Raw genomic sequence first — 26033 nt, 5'->3', positions numbered from 1 at the left:
CCATTTTCAATGGATTAATCCTTCACAATTAATAACACAATCTTGTCATTTCGACGGAGGAGAAATCTCCACGAGAAACTCCGCTCCTAGAATCGCCAATCTTTGTCGAGTTTCTCTTGGAGATTTCTCGTTCCTCGAAATGACAAAAAATGCGGGCAAAATCAGTGTAAATCTGCGTTTTCGCAATAGCCAATCAGTGTCATCCGCGTGCCATAAAAGCACAGTAACCAATCGTTGTCGATCAGCATGTGTGATTTCTCCTCCGTCGAAATGACACAAAAGCCCTTCTGAAATAATTTCAGAAGGGCTTTTCATTTATAATTAATAACTAATAATTTATAATTATTTAAGCAATAGTATTCAATTTACTATTTTTTCGACTATAAGTAAAGTAAATAACTAATCCAAGTAATAACCAAACTGTGAAATAAATCCAGTTCCAAACACTTAACTCTGCCATCATATAAAGACAACAAATAAGTCCTAATAACGGAATTAATGAAAGATTTTTTCTGAAAGCCCAAACAGCCAATCCAACCAAAACAAATATGAAAATCCACATTGGAATTTTATGTTTGAATAAACTGAAACCTGATTCGTATTTCAAGGAATCATTGATTGGCAAACCTTTTACAACCTCAGCATATTTAGCGTCGTCGTCTTGATATTGGCTTAATAAATGCTCTAAATCTGATGTTTCGGCAGTTTTATTGTGAACATCGATACTTTCTAAATAATTGAAAACTTTCGTTGATTCTTCTTTATTCAAAGAGGTAATAATTGTCGTCGCATCATTTGTTTGCGCTTCATTATTGATAAAAGCCATTGTCGCTTTATTATTAAAAGCAAAAGCATAATACAATCCGGCAATCAATAAAACAGGCAAAATAAATTTAGAATTAATATAAGGTGTTTTGAATTTTCCTCTTGGAATATCCGTTTTATTCTGCAATACCAAAACTCCTGCACAAACCAATACAAAGGCAAACAAAGTCCCGATACTACATAAATCTGTCACCATTGTTAAGTTCAAAAACAAAGCCGGAACCGCAACCACAAAACCAGTTACAATTGTAGCAAAAGATGGTGTTTTGAATTTTGGATGCACCGTAGAAAATTTCTTTGGCAATAAACCGTCACGGCTCATACTCATCCAGATACGAGGTTGTCCCATTTGGAAAACCAATAAAACGCTCGCCATAGCAACCACCGCACTTACTGCGATAATTCCCGACATCCATTTCAGGTTTAATTTATCGAAAACAAACGCCAAAGGATCTCCAACATTCAATTCGTTATAACGCACCATTCCGGTTAAAACCAAGGCAATAGCAATATATAAAATAGTACAAATGATAATCGCCCACATCATTCCGCGTGGTAAATCACGTTGCGGATTTTTACATTCTTCTGCAGTTGTAGAGATTGCATCAAAACCAATATATGCAAAGAAAACAGCCGAAACTCCTTTTAGAACTCCGCTAACTCCATTTGGTGCAAACGGATCCCAATTAGCAGTATCAACATAAAATATACCAACCGCAATAACCAAAAGTACGATACAAAGTTTTACAACTACCATTGCATTACTGGCGTTACGAGATTCTTTCATTCCTCTGTAAACTAATGCCGTAATTAAAATAATGATAAATAAAGCCGGTAAATCGGCCACAAAGTGAAAAGAACCAATCGTTGGCGCCGTAGTCCAGGCTGTATAAGAAGCTTGTAAAGCAGTACTTAAATTTTCGTATGATTTTCCGCCTTGCATTAAAGCAGTAGCGTCTTTAAATCCGTTTGAAGCAGTTAAATAATCCATTTGAATCCACTGTGGCAAATGAATTCCGCCACTCTGGAGCAGTCCCGTAAAATAATCACTCCACGAAATCGCGACCGTAATATTCCCAACAGCATATTCCATGATTAAAGCCCAACCAATAATCCAGGCGATAATTTCTCCAAAAGCTACATACGAGTACGTATAAGCACTTCCAGAAACCGGAACCATCGAAGCAAATTCGGCGTAAGCAAAAGCGGCAAAACTACAAGCAAGTGCTGTAAACAAAAACAAGAAGATAACGGCTGGACCACCATCTGCACTGGCTTTTCCGATAGTACTAAAAATCCCTGCACCAACAATCGCTGCGATTCCAAATGCAGTTAAATCCCTAGTGGTCAAATGCTTTCCTAATGCATTATGCCCATCTGCTTCATTTTTTGCAACTTGTTTCAGAATATCTTGTACCGTCTTTTTACGGAATAAACCTGATAATGCCATATGTGATTTTGCTTTTAAAATTAATATCTTTCAGTCTTTATGGTTTTATTTTGCAAATAATGTAAAAATTATCTTGATTTCAAACATATAAAGCGATTTTGTTTTTATTAGAATATTTTTTGCCCGCTGATTGTGCGGATTAAACTGATTAACGCAGATTTTTTTAGCCACTAATTGCACAAATTTTCTCGAATTATTCTTTTTGCCCGCGGATTTTACCGATTAAACGGATTGACGCTGGTTTGTTTTTTTGCCACTGATTAAAATTATTTACACCAATTATTTTAATAAAAATCTGCTCAATCTGCAGAATCTGCGAGAAACAAAAAAAAATCCGTCATAATCCGCGTTTTCACGAAGTGAATCCGTGTCATCCGCGTGCCATCTCTCAACGAAACAAAAAAAATCCGTCATAATCCGCGCTTTCACGAAGTGAATCCGTGTCCATCCGCGTGCCAACTCTCAACGTAAACAGCTTTTCAAAATACTCACCGGATGTTGCGCTTCTCTACTCGTTCCGTCAAAAATTTGATGGCGGCAACTTGTTCCTGCCGCTGCAATTTTTACATCTTGAGCAGTTGCACGCACTTTTGGGAATAACGTATCTTCACCCATTTGCATACTCACCTGATAATGTTCTTTTTCGTAACCAAAAGATCCCGCCATTCCGCAGCAACCCGAATTGTAAATTGTAACCGTATTATTGGTTGGCAAATTCAGCATTGCGAAAGTTGCTTCAACAGAACTCAAAGATTTCTGATGACAATGTCCGTGAATTTTGATTTCTTTCTTTTCATCCGAGAATGAATCAGCTTTTATTTTTCCTTCTAAAATTTCTTTTTTAAAGAATTCTTCAATTGTGAAGGCACTTTGCGATACTTTTTCAGCACTTTCTTTATCATCTGCAAGGCGTAAATATTCGTCTCTAAAAGTCAAAATTGCCGAAGGTTCGATTCCTATTAAAGGCGCTTTCGCAGAAATTAAATCCTTGAAAATATTGACATTAATATTCGAAATTTTCTTGGCTTCTTCCAGAAAACCTTTCGATAAATACGTTCTTCCGCTTTCTTCGTGATCCACGATTAAAACTTCGTAACCTAATTTGGTTAATAATTCAAAAGCGTCGATTCCGATATTCACATCATAATAATTCGTGAATTCGTCATTAAACAAATACACTTGTCCGTTCGGGAAATTATTACTTTGCGGTTTATGATTTTCGTACCATTTCTTGAAAGTCTTTTTCGCTAAAAGCGGAACTTGTCTTTCAGGCGCAATTCCCATACTTTTTTTAACGAGAGATTGATTCGAAATAAAATTCGTAATCGACGGAAACAAACTTCCCATTTTATTCAATTTTGCATTGTGCGCAAAAATCTTATTTCGGGTCGAAAATCCGTTTGCTTTTTGGTATTGATATAAAAATTCTGCTTTTAAAGTTGCAACGTCTACATTACTCGGACATTCGCTTGCGCAGGCTTTACAGCTTACACACAACTCAAAAACTTCGTATAATTCTTTCTGATCAAATTTGTTTTCTTTCTCAGAATACGTCAAGTATTCACGTAACGCATTCGCTCTCGCACGCGTCGTTTCTTTTTCATTTTTGGTCGCACGATAACTCGGACACATTGCTCCTCCTGCCGATGGCAATTTTCTACAATCTCCCGATCCGTTGCATTTTTCGGCAGCACGCAAAATTCCTAAACTGTCTGAGAAATCCTGAAACGTCTTAATATCCGGTTCAACTCTGCCCGAAACTACACGATGATTTTCGTCCATTTTCAAAGCGTTTACAATCTTCCCGATATTCAAAACCGAATTCGGATCGAACGCCAATTTGATTCTTTTCAGCAATTCATAATTCGTTTCGCCAATCATAAACGGAATAAACTCTCCGCGCACAATTCCGTCGCCGTGTTCACCACTTAATGAACCTCTGTATTTTTTCACCAAAATTGCAACATCGGTCGCAATAGTTCTGAATAATTTTAAGTCAGATGTTTTCTTCAAATTCAAAACCGGACGCAAATGCAGTTCTCCCGCACCAGCATGCGCATAATAAATTGCTTCCTGTCCGTGACGCAACATCATTGCCGAAAATTCTTCAATATAAGCAGGCAAATCTCTCAACTCAACCGCTGTATCTTCAATAGAATCGGCTGCTTTATTATCTCCAACAATACTTCCCAGAAGTCCAAGTCCGGCTTTTCTAAGTTCGTTTACCTTTTCAATATCAGCACCGTAAATTTTTACAAGTGCATAACCAAAATTATTTTTCTCTAAATCCGCCATTAAAGCATTCGCCTGATTTTCGGCATCTTCGGCATCGTGTGAAGCGACTTCAAACATCATAATCGCTTTGGGTTCACCAACCAAAAAGAATCTGTTTTTAGATTGTTCCCGATTCGTTTTAGTACAATCCAAAATCGTATCGTCGATCATTTCTGCTGTATACAAATGATGTTTCATTGCTACTACAACAGATTCCAGCGATTCCTGAATACTGTGATAATGCGCCACAACCATAATATTATTCGCAGGCGGCAAATCATCAACTTTCAAAGTTATTTCATAAGTAAAAGCCAACGTTCCTTCACTTCCGCAAAGCAATTTCCCAACATTAATTGTTGGTTCCGTTCCGCCAAACAAATCCGATTTTAATAGAATATCAACCGCATAACCTGTATTTCTTCTGTGAATTTCAGGTTTCGGAAACTCCTTTATAATTTCGTCTTGTGTCGCTTTTACCGAAAGTTCATCGTAAAGGCTTTTATATATTTTATTTTCTAAAGAATCACCTTTGGTTTTCTCGATAAATTCAGCCGAAGTCAGTTCTTTAAAAACCACTTCAGAACCATCGCTTAAAATTCCTTTGATTTCGACAATTTTATCGCGCGTTACGCCATATCTAATCGAAGTTGTTCCCGAAGAATTATTCCCCACCATTCCGCCAATCATACAACGATTTGAAGTCGAAGTATTCGGACCAAAAAATACACCGTGAGGTTTCAGAAATAAATTTAGTTCGTCACGAATAACACCAGGCTGAACCGTAACCGTTTTTTTTATCGGATCAAAATTCAGAATCTTGGTAAAATTCTTCGAAACATCAACAACAATTCCGTCACCAACCGTTTGTCCCGCCAGCGAAGTTCCGGCAGTTCTTGGCGTAATCGAAATGTGATGTTTCCCCGCAAACTTGATTAGTTTACTAATATCTTCTATCGTTTTAGGCACGGCAACCGCTTTTGGTCTGATTCGATACACCGAAGCATCGGTCGAATAAAGCGTTTTATGAAGATCGTCGTATAAAAGTGTTCCTTCTAAGGATTCTGATAATTGTTCTAACTCTTTAACTATTGACATTTTTGCTGAATATGATTTCACAAAAATAGGTAATTTTTAAGGTTCTAAGGTACTGAGACGCTAAGGTTCTAAGTTTTTTTTTTGATCGTGTTTTCCTGAATTGAAATTTGGATTTTTTTCTATTGGAATTTACCCCAAGTGTCATCCTGAGCGTAGTCGAAGGCTTATGAAACTTAAACTCGTACATTAATCAACAACCAGAATGGAATTAGTTTTTATCAGAATTTTTATCTGGAGCTATTTCCTGCTGTCCTTCCAATCTTTTGTGGCGAACCCCGCCACAAAAGGATTTTCCCTCCCATCAGGGCTAGGGGCTTTTAGTTTTCATAATAAGATATTTTTTCAATTATAAAACTCATTTTCAAAAGTTAAATATTGTAAGAATTTTATTTAATTAAACTAAAGTCTATATATTCGTATTGTAAGATTTTTATTTATCTAAAAAGATATTACAATCAAGATTAATAAAGCAAACATGAAAAATGGTATGGGTTTAAAATGGTATTTTAGTATTATATTCTTAATTCCGATAATTGCTTATTGTCAGGACAAAGAATTTAAAAAGAAAGGATTTAGCGTTGAAGCATCAGTATTAATACTATTTCCTTATGATTTCAGAATACCATCAGAACATGATGAAATATCTGAGACTAGTACAAAGTCCAAAATATTAGGTACAAGTGTACACTTAAACTATTACGTCTCTAAGTATTTTGCTTTTACAGCAAGCAGTGGTTATGAATCCATCAACCAGCCAAAAATTGATTATATTCCAATTACTGGCGGAATTAAATGGGTTTTGAATGACACAAAAGAAAGCTTGTTAACCTCTCTTGATTTGGGTGGACATTTGGGACAAGTAGAAAAATTTGGTGTTTTATTACGAATAGGTGTCGGCTATCGATTTGTGATTGCAAAAAAAATACTTGGAGATTTTGAATTGTGTTATTCTCACCAGAACTTATATAAAACTTTTATCAAGCAGGATAATCGAAAAAATGACTATAACAATATTGAAAGCGCCGGATTTAAAATAGGAATAGAAATATATTGATAATTTAGAGAATGAAATTAATTCATAAAAAAGGCGGTTCCTGTAGAACTCTGTAACTCATAAAAACACATCCAAAAGGAGTTCCTTCTATTCCCTCAATAATTAGCCAACCCAATATTCCTTTATTTATCAATTGATATAATTCATATTCGATATAATCAGGACTATAATTTAATTTTTGATATTCCGGATGTGTTCTAATAAACTCTGTCAATTTCCATTGCGAAAACTCAATTTGATTTCCTTCAAAAATAGAAATATCATAAGCATAAATAATACCGTCTTTTTCAGCCGTACATCCGGTTCCGTGAAACCAATAATCAATTTCTTCAATAATTCCTTTTCTTTCGAAAAAGGTATGTGAAAACGAACATGGATTTTTATCGCTATTATATTTCTTTTTAAGTAAAGTTTCAAAACTTCTTATAAAACTGATATAGTCACTTAAAATTTTTTCGATCATAATTTATTACAAATTCCTAATTGAATTATTTATCCAAACTTAATATTATAAACGTAAAGAACTATTCCCTTTAAAGGCAAAAAGAAACAACGCAATTAAAACCATACAGAAAACTAGAGAATAAGATCTTAATTTTTTATTGACAACACTTGGAATCTCAAAAGTAATGGTAAATAAATACAGAAAAAGTCCCACGAAAAATAAACCAAAAGTAGAAATAAGCATAAAAAGAGAACCTTCACCAACCACAACTTGTTTCAATGTCATAATTTCCTGAATGGTGTAAAAAAGAAAATATATAAACCAAACCCAATATAAAAAATGGAATAAATATCCGAATGTGCTTTTCATGTTTTATTTAATTGTTACAAATATTATCTACAATTCGAATATAACCTATTTTTTATAATGCTTGGAATTAATTCAAAACTTCTTTTTACGCCTTGTAAACTGTCTTTTCTATTTTAAAATAATTACTTTTTTAATTAGCGGAAAAACTCCTATTGATTACTCAGGCTTTTGCTATATTTGCCGTTCCTAATTTACAGAATCATGACATCTAAAAAACTTTTGCCCATGTGGTATGGTGGCGGTATTGGAAACAACCGTAACACTTCTGTAAGTGTAGGACACCTTAGCCATGTGGGTTTTATATTTCCTAAAATTACAGAGTTATGAGTACAAACACCCTTTCAAATGAAGCCGAAAAAAGGCTAATCAATTTTTTTAACGACACAATCGAACCCGCAGAAATGTCTAGGGCAATAAGAAAACTAAATTATGTACTTGCCTTAGGAATTTTGCGCCAAGACACAACCCTAAAAAATGAACTAATCAACTTAAAAGACAGCTTTTATTGGCTCAATGAATTAGCCGAAGTTTTAAACCCTTATTTGAATTTGGAATAAAGTCTTATTGAAATTTATAATAAATATAAAAACCTCGATTTTTGAAGATCGAGGTTTTTATATTTAATTTCTTAATTACTATATTAGAGGGATTACGAAACTTGGAGACTTCATACATCATAAAACTTCTAATTATATTTTAGATTTCTATAAGACTTCAAAGAATGGGTGATTATACCTAAGCCTTAATAAGCTACAATTTTAGCTTATGAAATTGGTTTTATTAATTTATCTTCAATATAAACTAAATTAAACTTAACATCTTTTGTAGCAGTTTTGAACGCTTCATTAGAATTCTCAAAGGATGCAAAAATCAATACTTGAGATTCAATATGAGACGAAATTCTTTTTAGAAAAGTGTGAAAATTTCCTATTGCGGCATCTTGTTGTTTTGGTTCATCCATCATAATTAACTTAGGATGATTTCCATCAAATTTTATTGATGTATCTAATAAACTAAAAGTATAAGCCCAAATACATCTTATAAAATCACTTCCTGACGAATCAAATCTTATACTATAATCTTTTGTTTCATCTCCAAAAGGTTTACTTATGACTGGCAAATAATTTTCTCTTGAAATATGTACAAATTCATTTTGTTGACTTGTATAATCAAATTCTTTAAGTAAAATTTTAAATTGATTTTCAAGAAATATTAGTTTCTCATCATCACTTTTAGAGAAAAAGTTCTTAGGTAATTTACTTTCAGCAATTACAACTTTTTTCCATTGCTCTGACAAATCTTTTAATTCTTCAATTAACAGATTAAAATCTTCAAGAAACTTTTTATAAAACTCTATACGTTTCTTTAAATTTAACCTATTCTCAATTTCAATAATTGATGGTAATCTTTCATCTGAAATCAGTTCTTTTTTAAGTTGTCTAACACTTGATCTAGACTCTGATAATTTTACCCTATACAAATCTATCTTTTTTTCCTTTTCATTTATTGTTTTTTCTTGTCCTTCAATATATACAATGATCATTTTTATCTGAGCATCTATGAAATCTATATTATCTTCCAAACGCATCGGAACTTGTTCAACTTCTAAAGGTAATAATGAGTCTTTTATATCCTGATTACATGTTGGACATACCTCACTTGAAGTTTTTAAATCAAATTCAGCCCCCAGATTTTTCACCTTTAAGGCGCCTTTATTCTTTCCTAAATCAATTTTTAGCAAATTCAATTGTGATTTGTAACTACGTAATCTATCTTTATCAAAGTTTAATTCAGTTGATAAAAGTTCGTAATTTAAAGATAAATGATTAATAAAGTTATTTAATTTTTCAAGTTGGGCTTCATCAGTTGAAATATTTTGTCCAACCGAAAAAACATTTTTTTTATTTGTTAATGCTAATTCTTCAACCTGTAAATCAATATAATTTGAAATTGAATACTCTTCCTCATCTTTAGTTAAAAAAATATTTAATCCCTTATAATCATTAATTATTGTTGGCTTCTGCTCAAGACCTACCATTTTCCCACCACCTTTCTCAGCAAGTCGAATAAATTGATTATTCAAAGTTGCCCATTTATCTTCTATTATTTTTTTATTAAATACTATCTGTTGTTTTCTCTTTTTATTTTCAGTTACATCTAATTTCAAAAGAAACTCTACAGCTCTAGCCTCTTTATTGGCGAGTCCAAAATGTGGCATTGTTGCAAAAAAATCAGACCATCCTGATTTTTGTTCAATCATAAACGCAGAAGCAATTTGCTGAATATATAACTTTCTAGAATCACCAGAATTTGTCAAAACATTTGGCAAATTCCAATCTAAAAAATTTTCTAAAAAGAGATGAAACCCATACATTTCATCTGTAGCACCTCCTTTATCATGAATATACATTGGTTTATATTCGGGTAAAATATCTTCAGTATTGTCAATCAATTTTCCAAAATACACATCGACCAACTGTGGTTTTCTATCAGAATTACTTACTACACTTCTTTTAACTGTAAGGATATCTTTCGAACCATTTTCAATTTCTAAATAAACAAAAGACTGAATTACCTTATGAAATGAATCCTTAGGATATTCTACTTGATCTCTAAAAACTGACTGCATTGTCTTTTCATTTCTACCACCAATTATCTCCTCAAACCCCAAACAATAAGATATTGCTTGAAAAAGACTGCTTTTTCCGCTAGTGTTGTCCGCTCTAATAATATTAAGTCCACTACTAAACTCATAAGTTGAACCAAACAATCCAGAATCAGTATTTACCTCAAATTTTATTTTATTAATTTTTAACATTGAATAACGACCATTTATTTGAAATAGATTCTATTCTATTATCAGTTATTTTTCTTTTTCCCACAAAATTCAGAAACTCAAATTCTTCTTTAAAAACTTCTGCCTTAACAATCACCTTGAAAAAATCTTCTCCTTTTTTTGTCAATATATACTTTCCGTTTTCTATAATGCAGATATTCTCCGATATACAAAATAAAAGTGCTCTGTTAAGTGCCGGTTCAATTCCCCAAACAGCAATATCTATCTCATAATTATTCCTTATTAATTCTAAAACTTCATCTTTGTTTTTATCATCTTTTAATGCCCAACTTAACAAATGTAGTTTTAGCAAACTAGATTTATTTCCAATACAAGTAATAGATAAAATCATAACTATTTGAGCTATTTTATACATTGGTCTATAATCAACCGGAATTGAAATAGGCTTTTTGGAAAACTTTATATCTTTTATTTCAAAATCTCTCATTTATTCAAAATTTATTGGGCATCTTAAAATCCAATCAGCAAGTACTTGATTAGCTAAGTTCATAAGCATTTCTTGTTCTAATTTTGGAAAAGCCGCGTTTAATTTTTCTTCAACTAAGCTTTTAAAGCTAAAATACAATGCATTTTTATCCTGCGCAGGAAACATACATTTTTCTATAACTTCATTCTCAACCAAACTTATAATTGACAAAAACTTCTCATACTCAGTAGGATATTCATTCTGCCACATCCTTAGTAATATATTTCCTCCCAAAAATGAAGCAATAGTTTTTTCAGTTAAGTCATCAATACGCTTATCAATATCCTGAGCCCCTTTATCAAATCTTAATGCATGTTTTCGTTGCGCATTTTCAACTAATGTTATTTCTTTTCCTTTCCACTTTAGCTTATCATTTTCTTTAATTGCCTTATTTGGAGACAAATTTATTTTTTGACCAGTAGAATCAATTGCAAGATTTAAGTATGGATGCAAAAAGCTTATATCTTCAAAAATGACTTCAAAATTATCATTATCTACAATTGACAAGTTCCAAGACCTTACTTCATCTCTTTTTGTTGTACAATGTGTTATAATCTCATTTTTTCCATAAACAGGAGTAACAAAATACCATTTATTTATTTTTGTAGTTCCTAAAAAACCTTTTAATTGATTTTCATAAGTTTTAAGTTTTTTTAAATCAGTAGTGATTTTATCCCTTTGTTTATCATATAATACAGAACTTGAATACATTTCATCAGGACAATAACATTGAAAAACTTTTCCTGTACGAGTGAACCCTTCAATACCATAATCCCCAGGACTTGCTTTTACCTCTTGGTAACCTTCATCTCGAAAATTCTGTTTAAAGCAAATTTGACTTATTGATTCCCATTTATCTCCGTCAAAAGCACCATATTCGGTTTTTATCATTTAATAGATCTTAAGATTAAGTTCATAATTATTGAACAGCAAAATATATAAAAAACATCACCAAATAAAAAATAATTTCTTACAAAATAAAAAATTGTATATTTTGGCAATAAAAACAAATATCTCTATTTAATTTATAGTGTCTTTACGGAAAACCTTTTTCTAAAATTAAAATAAGTATAACTCAAAAATATCAATTAACCTGCCTAAACAACCACGTAGATATACCCGTTTATACAAGTAATAAAAAAATGCTGCATAATTCCAATAACAATTAGAATCACACAGCAGTAAACAATAAAAAAAACCTGCAAAATAACGCAGTTAAATCAATACACTCTAGCCCCAGCCTCTACAAAATTTCTAATTCTGGAACTTTTTGGATTTAGTTCCGTTACGATTGCATCTATTTTGTCGAGACCACAAACCTGATGCGGCATTTTGCCATTTATTTTATCTGAGGTTGCCAGAACAATAACTTTGTCTGAGGCGTTGATCATTTCTTTTTTGATGATTGAGACTTCATATCCCATTTCGGTAAGTCCTTGATTGACGTCTAAACTACTTACGCCCAGAAAGCAAACATCGGCTCTGATTTTAGACAAAACCTGAACTACGTCGATGCCAACGGTTACCATCGCTTTTTTCTGTAATTTGCCTCCAATAAAAATCAATTCGATATTAGGATGCTGCGATAACTGCATGGCAATAGGCAAACTATACGTATATATAGTAGCGGAGAAATCTATTGGAATAAGTTTGCAAAAAGATAAATTGGTCGTTCCTCCGGTCATTATAATCACTTGTCCTTCGCTTAAAAAAGACAATGCTTTTTGTCCTACAATTATCTTTTTGTCTTCGTTAATAATGGTAATATCAAATACATTATTTGATTTTTCTTTTACAGGAAAAGCAGCACCATATACTTTATTGATGAGTCCTTTATTGTGTAATTCATTAAAATCCCTACGTATTGTATCCTCAGAAATGTTCAATTCTAAGGCAAGATCAATCGTATTTATTTTTTCGACATTCTTAAATTTATCCATGATAAATTGATGTCTTTCTTTTTTAAGCATTTTAATTTTTTAACAAATATAAAATATAATGCATTATCGTGCACGATCTGTAGATTAATATTTTAAAAACACTTCCATAGAGCTCAAAATAGCATTATAAAACAATTATTGTTGCGTTTTTATGCGTTTTATAATATTATAAACAAAAATATTGCATAAAAATTCATTTATAAGAATTAATCCCTATATTTAGGTTTTCTAACCAAACAAATATTTTAAAATGAAAAAACTATTATTTATTTTATTTGGAATTATTTTGTTTGCTCAACCCGTTCTTGCGCAAACAAAAACCGTAACCGGTACAATTACGAGTAGTACAGACGGACTTTCTCTACCAGGAGTATCCGTTTTGATTGAAGGAACCTCAAAAAGTACCGTAACTGATTTAGACGGAAAATTTAGCATCGCAGTAAACGAAGGCGAAACCCTCGTTTTTACTTTCGTTGGATTTGCGCCTAAAAAAGCCAAAATTACAGCCGATACCAACTCCGTTAATCTTAAAATGACCGAAGAGCTCAACACGCTTTCTGAAGTTGTTGTTCTGGGTTCTACTGTACGTGCGACACGTAAAGAACTTGGAAATGCTGTAACGAGCATAAAAGGCGAAGATTTGGTTAAAGCACAACCCGGAGGTCTTTCGACAGCTTTGCAGGGAAAAATTGCCGGAGCACAGGTTTCTCAAAACTCAGGAGATCCTGCCGGAGGTTTCAGTATTAAACTTAGAGGAACTTCATCTATTTTAGGTTCTTCAGATCCATTATATGTTATTGACGGTGTGGTTTTGAACAATGCCACAACCAATGTAACGAACCTGAATGTAACGTCAGGAAATTCTAATATGCAAATTGGTCAAAACAGATCTGCAGATATTAATCCCAACGACATACAAAGCGTAGAGGTTTTGAACGGAGGTGCTGCCGCAGCAATTTACGGATCAAGAGCTGCAAATGGTGTAGTTTTAATTACAACTAAAAAAGGTGTCGCTGGCGAAACGAGATATACTTTTTCGACGAGCGTGACTTCAAACCAAATCCGAAAAAAACTGGACATGAATATGTCTGATAAGCAGTTTGTAAATGCTTCTCCGGCATTGTTCCCAATTCAGGGAAATCCTGCAAGTCCAACTACAGTTACCGTTCTTGGTCGAAATCTTGAAACCAGAACTACTGATGTAAAACGATACGATTATCAGGATGATATTTTTGGTACAGGCGTTGGAACTGACACTTACTTCTCTCTTCAAGGCGGCGACGAGAAAACCAAATATTTTGCTTCTCTTGGGTATCTGGTAAATGAAGGAATTGTAAAAAATACCGATTTTAAAAGAGCCGGAGTCAAAGTGAGATTAAAGCATGATTTTAATTCAAAATTGTCAGCTACGGTAGGATTAAATTACGTGAATTCAAGTTCGAATGAAAAACCGGATGGAAACGTTTTCTGGAGTCCAATTAATGCTATAAACATTACCAATAATACTTACGACATTCATCAAAGAGATGTGAACGGCAATTTAATGGCTGTTGATCCAAATAGAGTTAATCCGCTTTCGATAATAGAAACTTTCAAAATCACACAAAATACAGATCGTATTATTTCGGATTTACAATTGAATTATACGCCTTTTAAAAATTTCAATGCCGATTTAATTTTTGGTATCGATAATTACAATCAAAGAGGAAATGTATTTATTCCAAGATATCCTTATGTGGTAAATCCAGCGTATTATAACGACGGTTATGTTTCTGAAGCTAGTAACAGAGTTGTACAATTTAACAATGATTTGAACTTAAGATATCTTTGGAATATCAACGATAAATGGAAAGCTACAACTTACGGAGGTTACAACGTACAAACCTATCGTGATGATTTTGTAGCTATCGAAGGTCGTAACTTAAAACCTTTTATTGAAACTATAAATGCTTTTAATACATTGATTCCGGGTTCTCCGAGTTCTAGTCAGTCCAAATATAATTTATGGGGATATTATCTTCAGGAAACTGTTGGTTATAAAGACAAACTTTATATGACTGTTGCTCTAAGACAAGATGCATCGACTATTTTCTCAAGCGATAACCGATCTCAGTTTTATCCAAAAGCAAGTGCGAGTTATGTACTTTCTGACGAAAAATTTATGGAAGGCATTCATGACGCAGTAAGTTCGGTACGTTTTAGAGCTTCTTGGGGAAAATCAGGAAGTTTAACGGCGATTAAACCTTATGCCCGTTTTACCAATTATTCTACAGGAACCCTTTTAGGAAACAGTACTTTTACTATTGAAGGTTTCAAACAAGGAAACTTAGACTTAAAACCGGAACAAAGTGTTACGTATGAAGTTGGTGGTGATTTTGGTTTCCTAAAAGATCGTCTGAATTTATCTTTCAGTTATTACAATGCTGATATTGATGATTTGTTGTTACCAGTTCAATTGGCGGCTTCTGAAGGAGCTACAAATACCATTAAAAACATTGGACAAATGAACAATAAAGGGTATGAAATCAATTTGAAATATGATCTGATCAAAAAAGAGAATTTACATGTTGACGTTTTTGTAAACTATAGCAGCAACAGAAATAAAGTAACTGGATTACCGCAACAGCGTTTTAAATTAGACAGCAATTTAGCCGGAGCTCCGGTTTTTGTAGAGATGAACAAACCAATCGGGATTTTCTACGGTACTTATTTTGCCCGAAATTCAGACGGAAGTTTATTGCTAACTCCAGACGGATATCCTCAAACTGAAAAAGGTGATGTAAATACCGGAGCGCCACAAAGAGATGCTAACGGACAGCCAACAGGAACTATTTTGAACAAACAAATTGGTAATCCAAATCCGGATTATGTTATCGCGTTTGGAGCTAATGTTAATTACAAAAAATTCGGTCTTTCTATATTATTTGATGGCGTTCAGGGCGTAGATGTTTTTGATGCCGATTATAGAACCAGACAAGGTGTAGGATCAGGAACAATTGTAACCAAAGAACTTAACGGAGAATTACCTCGTGGTTATATATGGTCGATTTACAACATCGAAGAGTTTAGAGTTGTTGACGGAAGCTACCTAAAATTAAGAGAAGTTTCTTTGAATTATTCTTTCGGAAAAATAAACAACTTCTTTGATGATTTAACGATTACAGCAAGTGGAAGAAACCTGATTTCATGGGATAATTTCACCAGTTTTGATCCGGAAACCAATTCTGGCGGACAATCATCGGTTGCTAAATACAATTTTGGAACAGTGCCAATTCCAAGTTCATACTCATTGGCCGTAAAAGTTCAATTTTAATCAAACAAAAACATCATGAAAAAAATATTCATCCCTATAGTAGCTCTTTCACTGCTTTTTGCAAGTTGTAATGAAGAGTATGTTGACCCAACAAAACCGTCTCAGGAATTGGTTTTTGGAACCAGAGAAGGAATCATTGGTGCTGCCAACGGATTACAACAACTTTGGACTATCGAGCGTATTAGTCCTGTTTACAACACGATTACCGGAAATGGATTTACAACAAAAGAATTGCGATTGCTAAATGCCGGAAATGTTGACGAAGGTGAACTTTCTGTAGGTGGCGGCGTACTTTCGACCAAAAATCAAGTCGTAAACAATCTGTGGTCACAATGTTTGGTGATTAAATCTGAATCTCAAAAAGTTATCGATCATATTGATGTATTAACTTCGGAAAATGAAAAAGCGAGTGTTCTTGTTCATGCTACAATTTTCAAGGCAATGGCGATTACAACTCTTGTACAATATTTTCAAAGTGTACCTTTAAAAACAGGGAAAAATGCCTCTTTTGATTCCAGAGCAGATGTCTTAACCGAAGCAATTAAAATTCTAAAAGCAACAGAACCTTTATTGGACAAAGCAACAGGATTTTCTGGTTTAGTAGCCGGAGTTAATTATAAAAATTCCGTTTATGCGCTTTTAGCAAGAACCTATTTAATGGCAGGAGATTATGACAATGCTATTGCTTATGCCAACTTGGTCGATCTTTCGGTTAAATCAATATTTGCTTTCGATCAGATTAGTGCAAATCCAATTGCTTATATTTCGATTACGACAAATAATGTTTTTCAACCTGTTGATTTAACGTTAGGATTACCGGCAAGTTTAGCGCCTGATAGCGCAGACGGAAGATTGAATTTCTACATTAAACCGGGCTCAAATCCTACGGTTGCAACTGGTTTCTTTGATTCAAATATTAAACCAATTCCGCTTTATTTACCGGGCGAAATGATGTTAATCAAAGCCGAAGGATATGCCCGTAAAGACAATTTACCACAAGCAATTATCGAATTAAATAAAGTTTTGACCAAAACTGCAGCAGCAGATACTTACGGAATTGGAGCGAATCTTGCGTCATATACGGGAGCGGTTACAAAACCCGCAATTTTAACCGAGATTTACAGAAATCGCTGTATCGAAATGTATATGTCAAGTCTGAAACTGGAAGACAGCAGAAGATTTGATCGTCCGGGCGCAGGAACTACCGGAGCCGAAAGAAACCGAAACTGGTATCCTTATCCGGATTCTGAGAGAAATAATAATACAAATACTCCGCCAGATCCTGCTATCTAAAAATTTTAAAATCGGGGTATGATATAATGCATTTATAGTCCAACATAAATATTGTAAACACGAATTTCACCGATTTGCACAAATTTTAATAGGCTAGCTTAGTTTACGAAATTAATTTCACAAACCTAATTAGTGTTAATTTGTGAAATTCGTGTTTAAAATTGACTTATAATATATGGTAACATTATACCCCGATTTTTATAAAATAACCACAATTTATTTGTTATGCCAAACAAAAACCCTGAAACCGAACAAGAATCTCTGTATAAAAATTTAGACCAAATGAGCACCAAAGAATTGCTCATAAACATAAATACCGAAGATAAAAAAGTACCACTTATTGTTGAAAAACAAATTCCGAAGATTGAAAAACTGGTAAAAGCAATTGTAAAAAAAATGCAGCTTGGCGGACGTTTATTTTACATTGGAGCCGGAACTTCCGGACGTATCGGGATTCTGGATGCTTCTGAATGTCCGCCAACTTTTGGCGTTCCACACGATATGATTATCGGAATTATCGCTGGCGGAGATACTGCCATCAGAAAAGCAGTCGAAAATGCCGAAGACGACACAGAACAAGCCTGGAAAGATTTATCGAAACATCAAATTTCGAGTTTGGATTTTATCATTGGAATTGCTGCTTCGGGAAACACGCCTTATGTTTTAGGCGGACTTAAAAAAGCCAAAGAAAACAACATTAAAACCGGTAGTATTTCCTGCATTAGCAAAGGTTTAATTGCTGAAGTTGCCGATTATCCAATAGAAGTTGTTGTTGGTCCGGAATTTTTAACCGGAAGTACACGTATGAAAGCCGGAACCGCTCAAAAGCTAACTTTAAATATGATCTCAACTTCGGTTATGATTAAACTGGGAAAAATCAAAGGCAACAAAATGGTTGACATGCAATTGTCTAACGAAAAACTGGTAAAAAGAGCCATTAAAATGATTATGGAAGAACTTAATATCGAACACGATCTTGCTGCCGAATTGCTTCAAAAACACAAAAGCGTCAGAGCTGTTTTACAGGAAAATATCGCTACGAAATAAAGTAAAGAATAGTGTGGAGAATAAATTTATCGCAGACTTTTGTCATTTCGACGAAGGAGAAATCACACTAGTAATTCGACAAAGATTGGCGACTTTCTACGCGGAGTTTCGTGTGTGATTTCTCCTCTGTCGAAATGACAATATTGTGTTTAATTGTACTTTTATTACCCAAACAAAAAGACGAAGTAATTACACCAACCAAATTAAAAAATAATTTCATAACTAATCCAAAACCAAAATGTCTTCAAGCACCATCTTAATTTTTATCATCGTATATTTTGGACTATTATTGCTCATTTCTCAAGTCATCAGTAAAAAAGGGCAAGACAATGATTCGTTTTTTAAAGCCAATAAAAATTCTAAATGGTATTTAGTTGCTTTTGGAATGATTGGAACCGCATTGTCCGGCGTGACTTTTATTTCGGTTCCTGGCGAAGTCGGATCGCCAAACGGAGAACAATTCAAGTATTTTCAGTTTATTTTAGGAAACGCGATTGGGTTTATTATTATCGCCAAAGTATTGCTTCCATTATATTATCGAATGAACCTCACCTCTATTTACAGTTATATCGAACAAAGAATGGGAACTAACAGTTATAAAACTGCCGCTTCTATTTTTTTGGTAAGCAGAACCGTAAGTTCGGCTTTTCGCTTGTATTTAGTGGTTATTGTGTTACAGCGTTATGTCTTTGATTTTTATGGAATTCCATTTCCAATGACGGTATTTTTAGCCTTGACGCTAATATTTTTATATACTTATAAAAGCGGCTTAAAAACCATTATTATTACGGATACTTTACAGACTTTTTTCTTAGTTACTTCGGTTTTTATTACCATTTATTTTGTGTGCGACAGTTTGAATTTAAGCGTAATTGAATCTGTTTCAACCATTCGAAAAAGTAACTATTCGCAAGTATTTTTCTTTGATAATTTCTTAACCAGCAAATACCATTTCGTAAAACAAATTCTTGGCGGAATCTTTGTAACTATCGCAATGGTTGGACTTGATCAGGATTTAATGCAAAAAAACCTAAGCTGCAAAAATATCGGCGAAGCACAAAAAAACATGTTTACGTTTACGGGCGTGTTTGTACTTATCAATATTATTTTTCTAAGTTTAGGCGCTTTATTATACATCTATGCAAACAAAAATAGTATTTCAACTCCGTTAGATTTAGTAACTGGAAAACCAAGAACAGATTTACTTTTTCCGGAAATTGCATTGAATCATTTGTCAATTGTTCCGGCATTTGTTTTTCTATTAGGAATTATCGCCGCCACTTTTGCTACGACAGATTCGGCGTTGACAGCTTTAACAACTTCATTTTGTGTGGATTTTATGGGAATGGATAAAACAGAAAATCTCTCCAATACCAACAATATCAAAAGAAGACATTTAGTTCATTTTGGATTTTCGATACTATTATTTCTCGTAATTATTGTCTTGAATTCTTTTAATGACAGCTCTGTAGTTGCCTTAATTTTTAGAGCGGCATCTTATACTTACGGACCGTTATTAGGATTATATGCTTTTGGATTATTGCAAAAATCAAGACGCGTAAACGACAAAATCGTGCCTGTAATTTGTATTATCGCTCCAATTTTGACGTATTTTGTGAGTGAACATTCGGCTTCAGTTATAGGTTATACTTTTGATAATGAACTTATAATCTTAAACGGATTATTCACTTACATTGGACTTTATTTTACGAGTAAAACTTCTGAAGAAAAAATCTCTTTTTAAGTCATTTTCTATGCAAAATAATCTGATTTTAGCATTTCAATTCAACAGACTTCATAAAATTCAATTTTCATGAACAAAAATATAAGCGCACTTTACCAAATCGCTCAAAAAGAAACCCGAAAAATCATCGGATTAATGTCAGGAACTTCGCTTGATGGACTTGATATTGCGTTATGCGAAATTTCGGGCTCAGGCCAAAATACCGCTGTCAAAGTAACTCAATTTGAAACTATCGATTACTCGGAAGAAATTAAAATTGAGATCCGTAAAGTTTTTGCGAAGAAAGAAATTGATTTTCAGCATTTGGTAATGCTCAACGAATGGATTGGTATTTTGCACGCCGAAATGATCAACGCTTTTCTTAAAAAAAGGAATATTTCTACTGATGAAATTGATTTAATTGCTTCGCACGGTCAAACGGTTTTGCATGCGCCAAAGTTTTTGCATCAACAGGAAAAATTCCCAAACGCTACTTTACAAATTGGCGATGGCGATCATATTGCAGTAAAAACAGGCATTATCACTTTGTCTGATTTTAGACAAAAACATATTGCAGCAGGTGGCGAAGGCGCTCCATTGGCGGTTTATGGCGATTATTTTTTATTTGGGAAAAAAGGCGAAAACCGCATTATGCTCAACATGGGCGGAATTGCGAATTTTACTTTTTTACCTGCTTCCTTAAATGCCGAAGAAACTTTTGTAACCGATACCGGAACCGGAAATACTTTAATTGATCTTTTTACAAAACAATATTTTCCTGAAAAAAGTTACGACAAAGATGCCGAAATCGCGCAACAAGGAACCGTAAATCAATTGTTATTAGACAACTTGAAAGACGATGCATTTTTCACTCAGGAATTTCCAAAAACTATTGGTCCGGAACTTTTTGGCGAAGCTTATGTAAAAACTGCTTTGGCAAAAAGCAACATTAATACAATTTCAGCATCAGATTTATTGGCAACTTTAACGCGTTTTAGTGCCGAAACAATTGCCGAAGCTATTCATTATGCTATAAAAAACAGCGCTTCTAAACTTGAAGATTTTAAAATCTATATGTCGGGCGGAGGAACACATAATCCATTATTAGTAAAATGGTTAAAAGAATTATTGCCTTGTACATTTCACAAAAGTGATGATTTGGGAATTTCAGGCGATGCCAAAGAAGCAGTTTTATTTGCGATTCTTGCCAATCAAACTGTAGCAGGAAACGATTTTAATTTTGGTTCTCATCAAGGAATCCCATCTGTAACTATGGGGAAAATTTCATTGCCCAATTAATATAGAATGTCATGAAGTTAAGAAAAAATCTATCCCAAAGCGTCGGGACGATGGCGAATAAATCTCTCGCAAAGCCGCGAAGTCGCAAAGTCTAAACACAATATTGTCATTTCGATCGAAGGGAGAAATCACACAAGAAACTCCGTAAAGTAATGTCGCCAATCTTTGTCGAGCTACGCGTTTGATTCCTCCCTTCGATCGAAATGACAAAACTTTGCGACTTCGCGCCTTTGCGAGATTAATTTTATTTTCTAAAAGCTTAACTTAATTATATTAAGCTTCAATACAATGTGTTAAAAATAATTGCTCCAAACAAATTAAATAAAATAGAAAAATGAAAGATCGCATTATTTCAGTTGATGTTTTAAGAGGACTTACCGTTTTATTGATGACGGTTGTAAATAATCCGGGAAGTTGGGATTATGTTTATCCAATTCTCGATCACGCAAAATGGAATGGCTGCACGCTGGCTGATCTCGTATTTCCGTTTTTTATTTTTGTCGTAGGAATTGCAGTTCCTTTGGCAATGCCCATTAAACAACATAAACCCGAAAATATTCTCAAAATAATAACACGTTCGTTGCGCATTATTTGCCTCGGATTCTTTTTGTACTTTTTTAATAGTATTTACTTTTTAGGATTGGATGGATTTCCGCTTTTGCTTGTTCGTTTAGCGATTACATTTATAGTTGGATATGCTTTAATTGGCGATTTTAAGCTAAAAACTAAAACTATTCTAGCAATTAGTTTATTTGTAATTTTTCTGACTCTGGCTTATGGCGGACACGAAAACTTTAAAGACGTGAGACTTCCCGGCGTTCTACAACGCATTGGGATTGTGTATTTCTTTGTTTCTATTATCTATTTAAAAACTACTATAAAAACTCAAATCATTCTAAGTTCTTCAATTTTATTGGGATATTGGGCAATAATGACGTTGATTCCTGTTCCCGGATTTGGTCAATCAAACCTTGAACCTATTACTAATCTGGCTTCCTGGTTAGACAGTATTTTACTAAAAGATCATATGTATATTGCTACCAAAACCTGGGATCCAGAAGGAATTTTAAGTACTATTCCAACTATCGCAAACGGAATAATTGGTTTACTGATTGGGCAATTACTTCTTAAACCTTTGCCAAAACTGGAAATTGCCAAAAAAATGGGAATTATCAGTATTATATTGATTATTTCGGGATTGCTATGGTCTGTGTTTTTCCCAATAAACAAAGCACTTTGGACGAGTTCTTACGTTTTATTTACTGCCGGAATTGCGCTTTTACTTCTTACACTGATCTATTATATTGTAGATGTATTGGAACACAAAAAATGGACGAAATTTTTATTGAGTTGGGGCGTAAATCCAATGATTGTATTTTTCGTTTCCGGAATATTGCCTCGCGCACTTGCTTTAATTAAAGTTCAGAACTCGGAAAATATTTCGGAACAAATAAACGTTAGAGATTATGCCTACCAATACTGGATAAGTCCGCTTTTTGAAAATCAAATGATATCGTCCCTTACTTATTCCGTACTATATATTCTTTTATGGAGTTGTGTTTTATGGTATTTTTACAAAAAGGGCATGATTTTTAAGGTATAAATTCGACGAAAAAACAAAGGGAACTATTCTAATATTATAATTTCTTATACTCATCTAAAAAAACTATTTTTGGTTTCTGTTAAAAAAGATTGAAATGCATAAAAATCAGCAACTATTATTCTCTATTCTATTTTTATTTTTCTTTGGATGGAAATCCAATGCACAGGAAAGTACTGCACACCCTAAACACGAATTTAGAGGTGTCTGGATTGCGACCGTTGTAAATATCGACTGGCCAAAAACCGCCACTGATGGTGTAGAAAAAGAAAAAGCAGATTATCTCGAGATTTTAGAAGCTTATAAAAAACTAAATTATAATGCAGTAATTGTTCAGGTTAGAAGTGTTGGAGATGCTCTTTATCCTTCTGAACTTGCTCCGTGGTCTCGATTTTTAACAGGGAAAGAAGGTCAGGCGCCAAATCCATATTATGATGTTTTGGCTTGGATGATTGAGGAAGCACACAAAAGAGGTTTCGAATTTCATGCTTGGCTGAATCCTTATCGCGCTACTTTTGATCTAAACAAACAACAATTAAGTCCAAATCACGACATTTTTAAACATCCGGAATGGATGATTGAATATGGCGGAAAAATCTATTATGATCCTGCTTTGCCTGAAGTTCAGGAACATTTGACTAAAGTTGTAAAAGAAGTTGTAGATAAATACGATATCGACGCGATTCATTTTGATGATTATTTTTATCCATATACCGTTCCCGGAAAGACATTTAACGATACCGCATCTTACAAAAAATATGGCGCAGGTTTAAGTCTTGGCGATTGGCGTCGTGCCAATGTGAGCAACTTTGTTCACACTATTTCGACAATGATCAAAACGAGCAAACCTTGGGTACAATTCGGGATAAGTCCGTTTGGAGTTTGGCGTAATAAATCAGTAGATCCAAAAGGTTCTGAAACTCAATCGACAGCAAATTACGACGATTTGTATGCAGATCCTGTTTTATGGATGGACCAAAAATGGATTGATTATATCGCTCCTCAATTGTATTGGAGCATGAATAATCCGAGAGCTTCTTATTCGAAATTAGTAAAATGGTGGTCAGAAAACTCTAATAATACTGCTATTTACATTGGACATGCTTCTTATAAAATCAGAGGCGACGGTGACAAAAGCTGGAATTTTGCAACTGAAATTCCAAATCAGGTTGATTTTGCCAGAAGTTTTAAGAACGTTGGCGGAAGCGCCTATTTCAGTTCTAAATGGTTCATAGATAAAAACTTTGATGTGGTGCGTTTATTAGCAGAAAACCAATATAAATATCCGGCACTTCCTGCTGCGGTTCCTAATTTGAAACACATTGTAATTGACATTCCGGTTGTAAATGAATTTCAGAAAGACAGTACTAATAAATATTTATTCAATATTAAATCTCCATTGAACACTCAGGTTCGTTATATGGTGATTTATGGAGGAGAAAATGTCTCTAAAGTAGATATTAATGATCCTTCGAAAATAGTTGACAAAATCGCGGTTAATCAATATGACGGAACAATTGTATTTTCTATTCCTGCCGAAAAAATGAAACAGTACAAAGCTTGTGCTGTAACATTTATTGATTATTTTGCGAACGAAAGTACTCCAACTGCAATCGACTTAAAAAAGAATTATAAAATCTATACCCCTGCACAACCTGATGAAAATAGATAATAAACCCTGGTTCTGGATTCCGTTTCTAAATTTTACATCCGGTTTGCCCTATGCCGTAATTATCTCAGTTTCTGTAATTATGTACAAGAATCTGGGTATTTCAAACGAAGATATTGGCGTTTATACCAGTTTATTATACTTACCTTGGGTTATAAAACCGCTTTGGAGTCCGTTTATTGAGTTGACGGGAACTAAACGAAAATGGTTTCTATCAATGCAATTATTAATTTCGCTTGCCTTTTTACTGGTCGGATTTACGATTCCTGCGAGTGGCTTTTTTATAATGACTTTAGCAATTTTCTGGGTCGCAGCTTTTGCTTCGGCTTCGAATGATATTGCGACTGATGGCTTTTATTTATTGGTTTTACCAAAAGAAGAGCAATCTTTTTTCTTAGGAATCAGAAGTACGTTTTACAGACTTTCGATGCTTGCCGGAAACGGATTAATTGTTTTGCTTGCCGGTTATTTAGAACATAAATATGGTGACAATACAAAAGCGTGGTCTTATACCATGATTTTTGTTGGTTTATTAATGACATTTATTACGATTTACAATTTCATTTTTACTCCAAAAAATGAAATAAATGCATCAGAAAGTACCGACAAAGTACATCATCAAAACTTTGCAACTATATTTATAAGTTTCTTCCAAAAAAAACAAATTGGAATAATCCTGGCTTTTATACTTGTTTTCAGACTTGGTGAATCTCAATTACTAAAAATGTTAACTCCGTTTTTACTTGACGGAAGAGAAATTGGAGGAATGGGATTAGATACTGAAGCGGTTGGAATTATTTACGGAACTTTAGGGATTTTCGCTTTAACAGTTGGAGGAATTTTAGGCGGAATCGCACTTTCTAAACATGGTCTGACTAAATGGATGTTTCCAATGTTTCTTGCCATGCATTTGCCTATTCTTGGCTTTATTGGATTAGCTCATTTTCAGCCGCAAGAGCTTTTTCATCTTCATTTAAATTTTTATTTTTTCGAAATTAACTCTCCTTTAAATCTATATACCTGCATCACTGTTATTCTGGAACAATTTGGATACGGTTTTGGTTTTACAGGTTTTATGATGTATTTAATATATGTTGCCGAAGGAGAATCAAAAACAGCACATTATGCACTTGCAACAGGTTTTATGGCATTAGGAATGATGCTTCCGGGAATGTTAAGTGGTTTTATTCAAAAATATTTAGGTTATGAACACTTCTTTATTTGGGTAATAATCGCCACAATTCCAGGTCTTATTTTATCACGTTTTTTAATTTTCCCAAAAGATTTTGGGAAGAAATCTGAAGAAGTTTAAAC

18 protein-coding genes are annotated in these 26033 nt (G+C 33.8%); 10 read left to right on the top strand and 8 right to left on the bottom strand.

Annotated features, from left to right (window positions below):
• Positions 1-346: 346 nt before the first annotated feature.
• Positions 347-2275, bottom strand: coding sequence for an amino acid permease (locus WN975_RS25650; protein WP_337968943.1), 1929 nt, complete (start codon positions 2273-2275; stop codon positions 347-349).
• Between the two features lie 462 nt (positions 2276-2737).
• Positions 2738-5644 (bottom strand): FAD-linked oxidase C-terminal domain-containing protein, encoded by a 2907-nt coding sequence (locus tag WN975_RS25645; RefSeq protein ID WP_337969020.1) that lies wholly within the window; start codon positions 5642-5644, stop codon positions 2738-2740.
• Positions 5645-6119: 475 nt separating this feature from the next.
• Between WN975_RS25645 and WN975_RS25640 the strand changes: the two genes are divergently transcribed.
• Positions 6120-6698: a hypothetical protein gene (locus WN975_RS25640; RefSeq protein ID WP_337968942.1), complete on the top strand. Its 579-nt coding sequence runs from the start codon at positions 6120-6122 to the stop codon at positions 6696-6698.
• A gap of 22 nt (positions 6699-6720) precedes the next feature.
• On the opposite strand, the gene WN975_RS25635 is transcribed toward WN975_RS25640, so the two are convergent.
• Both WN975_RS25635 and WN975_RS25630 read right to left on the bottom strand, forming a co-directional pair.
• Positions 6721-7161, bottom strand: coding sequence for a hypothetical protein (locus WN975_RS25635; protein ID WP_337968941.1), 441 nt, complete (start codon positions 7159-7161; stop codon positions 6721-6723).
• A gap of 45 nt (positions 7162-7206) precedes the next feature.
• The gene (locus tag WN975_RS25630) at positions 7207-7512 is read right to left on the bottom strand and encodes a hypothetical protein (RefSeq protein WP_337968940.1); all 306 of its coding nucleotides are present in this window, start codon (positions 7510-7512) and stop codon (positions 7207-7209) included.
• Between the two features lie 323 nt (positions 7513-7835).
• Here WN975_RS25630 and WN975_RS25625 point away from each other — a divergent pair, with 323 nt between their 5' ends.
• A complete protein-coding gene (locus tag WN975_RS25625; protein ID WP_337968939.1) occupies positions 7836-8069 on the top strand; it encodes a hypothetical protein in 234 nt (77 codons plus the stop codon).
• Positions 8070-8275: 206 nt separating this feature from the next.
• Here the strand turns inward: WN975_RS25625 and WN975_RS25620 are convergent, their stop codons facing one another.
• The 4 genes from WN975_RS25620 to WN975_RS25605 form a co-directional block, all read right to left on the bottom strand.
• Entirely contained in the window at positions 8276-10330 is a 2055-nt protein-coding gene (locus WN975_RS25620) for a hypothetical protein (RefSeq protein ID WP_337968938.1), read from the bottom strand.
• Positions 10317-10796 (bottom strand): hypothetical protein, encoded by a 480-nt coding sequence (locus tag WN975_RS25615; RefSeq protein ID WP_337968937.1) that lies wholly within the window; start codon positions 10794-10796, stop codon positions 10317-10319. Before WN975_RS25615 ends, WN975_RS25620 begins: the two co-directional genes overlap by 14 nt.
• Positions 10797-11726, bottom strand: a complete 930-nt coding sequence (locus tag WN975_RS25610) for a hypothetical protein (protein ID WP_337968936.1) — start codon at positions 11724-11726, stop codon at positions 10797-10799.
• A gap of 329 nt (positions 11727-12055) precedes the next feature.
• Complete coding sequence (locus tag WN975_RS25605; protein WP_337968935.1) at positions 12056-12805, bottom strand: DeoR/GlpR family DNA-binding transcription regulator; 750 nt, start codon at positions 12803-12805, stop codon at positions 12056-12058.
• A 220-nt stretch (positions 12806-13025) separates the two neighbouring features.
• Here WN975_RS25605 and WN975_RS25600 point away from each other — a divergent pair, with 220 nt between their 5' ends.
• The 8 genes from WN975_RS25600 (at position 13026) to WN975_RS25565 (ending at position 26031) form a co-directional block, all read left to right on the top strand.
• Positions 13026-16088 carry a SusC/RagA family TonB-linked outer membrane protein gene (locus WN975_RS25600; protein WP_337968934.1) on the top strand — a complete coding sequence of 1021 codons (3063 nt, stop codon included), beginning with the start codon at positions 13026-13028 and terminating at the stop codon, positions 16086-16088.
• 15 nt (positions 16089-16103) lie between these two features.
• Positions 16104-17381 carry a RagB/SusD family nutrient uptake outer membrane protein gene (locus WN975_RS25595; RefSeq protein ID WP_337968933.1) on the top strand — a complete coding sequence of 426 codons (1278 nt, stop codon included), beginning with the start codon at positions 16104-16106 and terminating at the stop codon, positions 17379-17381.
• Positions 17382-17606: 225 nt separating this feature from the next.
• Positions 17607-18428 (top strand): N-acetylmuramic acid 6-phosphate etherase, encoded by an 822-nt coding sequence (gene murQ / locus WN975_RS25590; RefSeq protein WP_337968932.1) that lies wholly within the window; start codon positions 17607-17609, stop codon positions 18426-18428.
• A gap of 238 nt (positions 18429-18666) precedes the next feature.
• Entirely contained in the window at positions 18667-20172 is a 1506-nt protein-coding gene (locus WN975_RS25585) for a sodium:solute symporter (protein ID WP_337968931.1), read from the top strand.
• Positions 20173-20241: 69 nt separating this feature from the next.
• Positions 20242-21450: an anhydro-N-acetylmuramic acid kinase gene (locus WN975_RS25580; protein WP_337968930.1), complete on the top strand. Its 1209-nt coding sequence runs from the start codon at positions 20242-20244 to the stop codon at positions 21448-21450.
• Positions 21451-21784: 334 nt separating this feature from the next.
• Positions 21785-23053, top strand: a complete 1269-nt coding sequence (locus WN975_RS25575) for a DUF5009 domain-containing protein (RefSeq protein ID WP_337968929.1) — start codon at positions 21785-21787, stop codon at positions 23051-23053.
• Between the two features lie 94 nt (positions 23054-23147).
• Positions 23148-24722 carry a family 10 glycosylhydrolase gene (locus WN975_RS25570; protein WP_337968928.1) on the top strand — a complete coding sequence of 525 codons (1575 nt, stop codon included), beginning with the start codon at positions 23148-23150 and terminating at the stop codon, positions 24720-24722.
• On the top strand, positions 24709-26031 hold the full coding sequence (locus tag WN975_RS25565) for an MFS transporter (RefSeq protein ID WP_337968927.1): 1323 nt from the start codon (positions 24709-24711) through the stop codon (positions 26029-26031). The genes WN975_RS25570 and WN975_RS25565 overlap by 14 nt, the downstream gene beginning before the upstream one ends.
• The last annotated feature ends 2 nt before the right edge of the window (positions 26032-26033 follow it).

Origin of the sequence: uncultured Flavobacterium sp. (assembly GCF_951805225.1) — a bacterium.
GTDB lineage: Bacteria > Bacteroidota > Bacteroidia > Flavobacteriales > Flavobacteriaceae > Flavobacterium.
This window is presented reverse-complemented; position numbering and strand designations above follow the sequence as displayed.

Coding starts and splice junctions, on each gene's coding strand:
- WN975_RS25650 (WP_337968943.1), bottom strand. CDS start 2,275: ATGGCATTATCAGGTTTATTCCGTAAAAAGACGGTACAAGATATTCTG.
- WN975_RS25645 (WP_337969020.1), bottom strand. CDS start 5,644: ATGTCAATAGTTAAAGAGTTAGAACAATTATCAGAATCCTTAGAAGGA.
- WN975_RS25640 (WP_337968942.1), top strand. CDS start 6,120: ATGAAAAATGGTATGGGTTTAAAATGGTATTTTAGTATTATATTCTTA.
- WN975_RS25635 (WP_337968941.1), bottom strand. CDS start 7,161: ATGATCGAAAAAATTTTAAGTGACTATATCAGTTTTATAAGAAGTTTT.
- WN975_RS25630 (WP_337968940.1), bottom strand. CDS start 7,512: ATGAAAAGCACATTCGGATATTTATTCCATTTTTTATATTGGGTTTGG.
- WN975_RS25625 (WP_337968939.1), top strand. CDS start 7,836: ATGAGTACAAACACCCTTTCAAATGAAGCCGAAAAAAGGCTAATCAAT.
- WN975_RS25620 (WP_337968938.1), bottom strand. CDS start 10,330: ATGTTAAAAATTAATAAAATAAAATTTGAGGTAAATACTGATTCTGGA.
- WN975_RS25615 (WP_337968937.1), bottom strand. CDS start 10,796: ATGAGAGATTTTGAAATAAAAGATATAAAGTTTTCCAAAAAGCCTATT.
- WN975_RS25610 (WP_337968936.1), bottom strand. CDS start 11,726: ATGATAAAAACCGAATATGGTGCTTTTGACGGAGATAAATGGGAATCA.
- WN975_RS25605 (WP_337968935.1), bottom strand. CDS start 12,805: ATGCTTAAAAAAGAAAGACATCAATTTATCATGGATAAATTTAAGAAT.
- WN975_RS25600 (WP_337968934.1), top strand. CDS start 13,026: ATGAAAAAACTATTATTTATTTTATTTGGAATTATTTTGTTTGCTCAA.
- WN975_RS25595 (WP_337968933.1), top strand. CDS start 16,104: ATGAAAAAAATATTCATCCCTATAGTAGCTCTTTCACTGCTTTTTGCA.
- murQ (WP_337968932.1), top strand. CDS start 17,607: ATGCCAAACAAAAACCCTGAAACCGAACAAGAATCTCTGTATAAAAAT.
- WN975_RS25585 (WP_337968931.1), top strand. CDS start 18,667: ATGTCTTCAAGCACCATCTTAATTTTTATCATCGTATATTTTGGACTA.
- WN975_RS25580 (WP_337968930.1), top strand. CDS start 20,242: ATGAACAAAAATATAAGCGCACTTTACCAAATCGCTCAAAAAGAAACC.
- WN975_RS25575 (WP_337968929.1), top strand. CDS start 21,785: ATGAAAGATCGCATTATTTCAGTTGATGTTTTAAGAGGACTTACCGTT.
- WN975_RS25570 (WP_337968928.1), top strand. CDS start 23,148: ATGCATAAAAATCAGCAACTATTATTCTCTATTCTATTTTTATTTTTC.
- WN975_RS25565 (WP_337968927.1), top strand. CDS start 24,709: ATGAAAATAGATAATAAACCCTGGTTCTGGATTCCGTTTCTAAATTTT.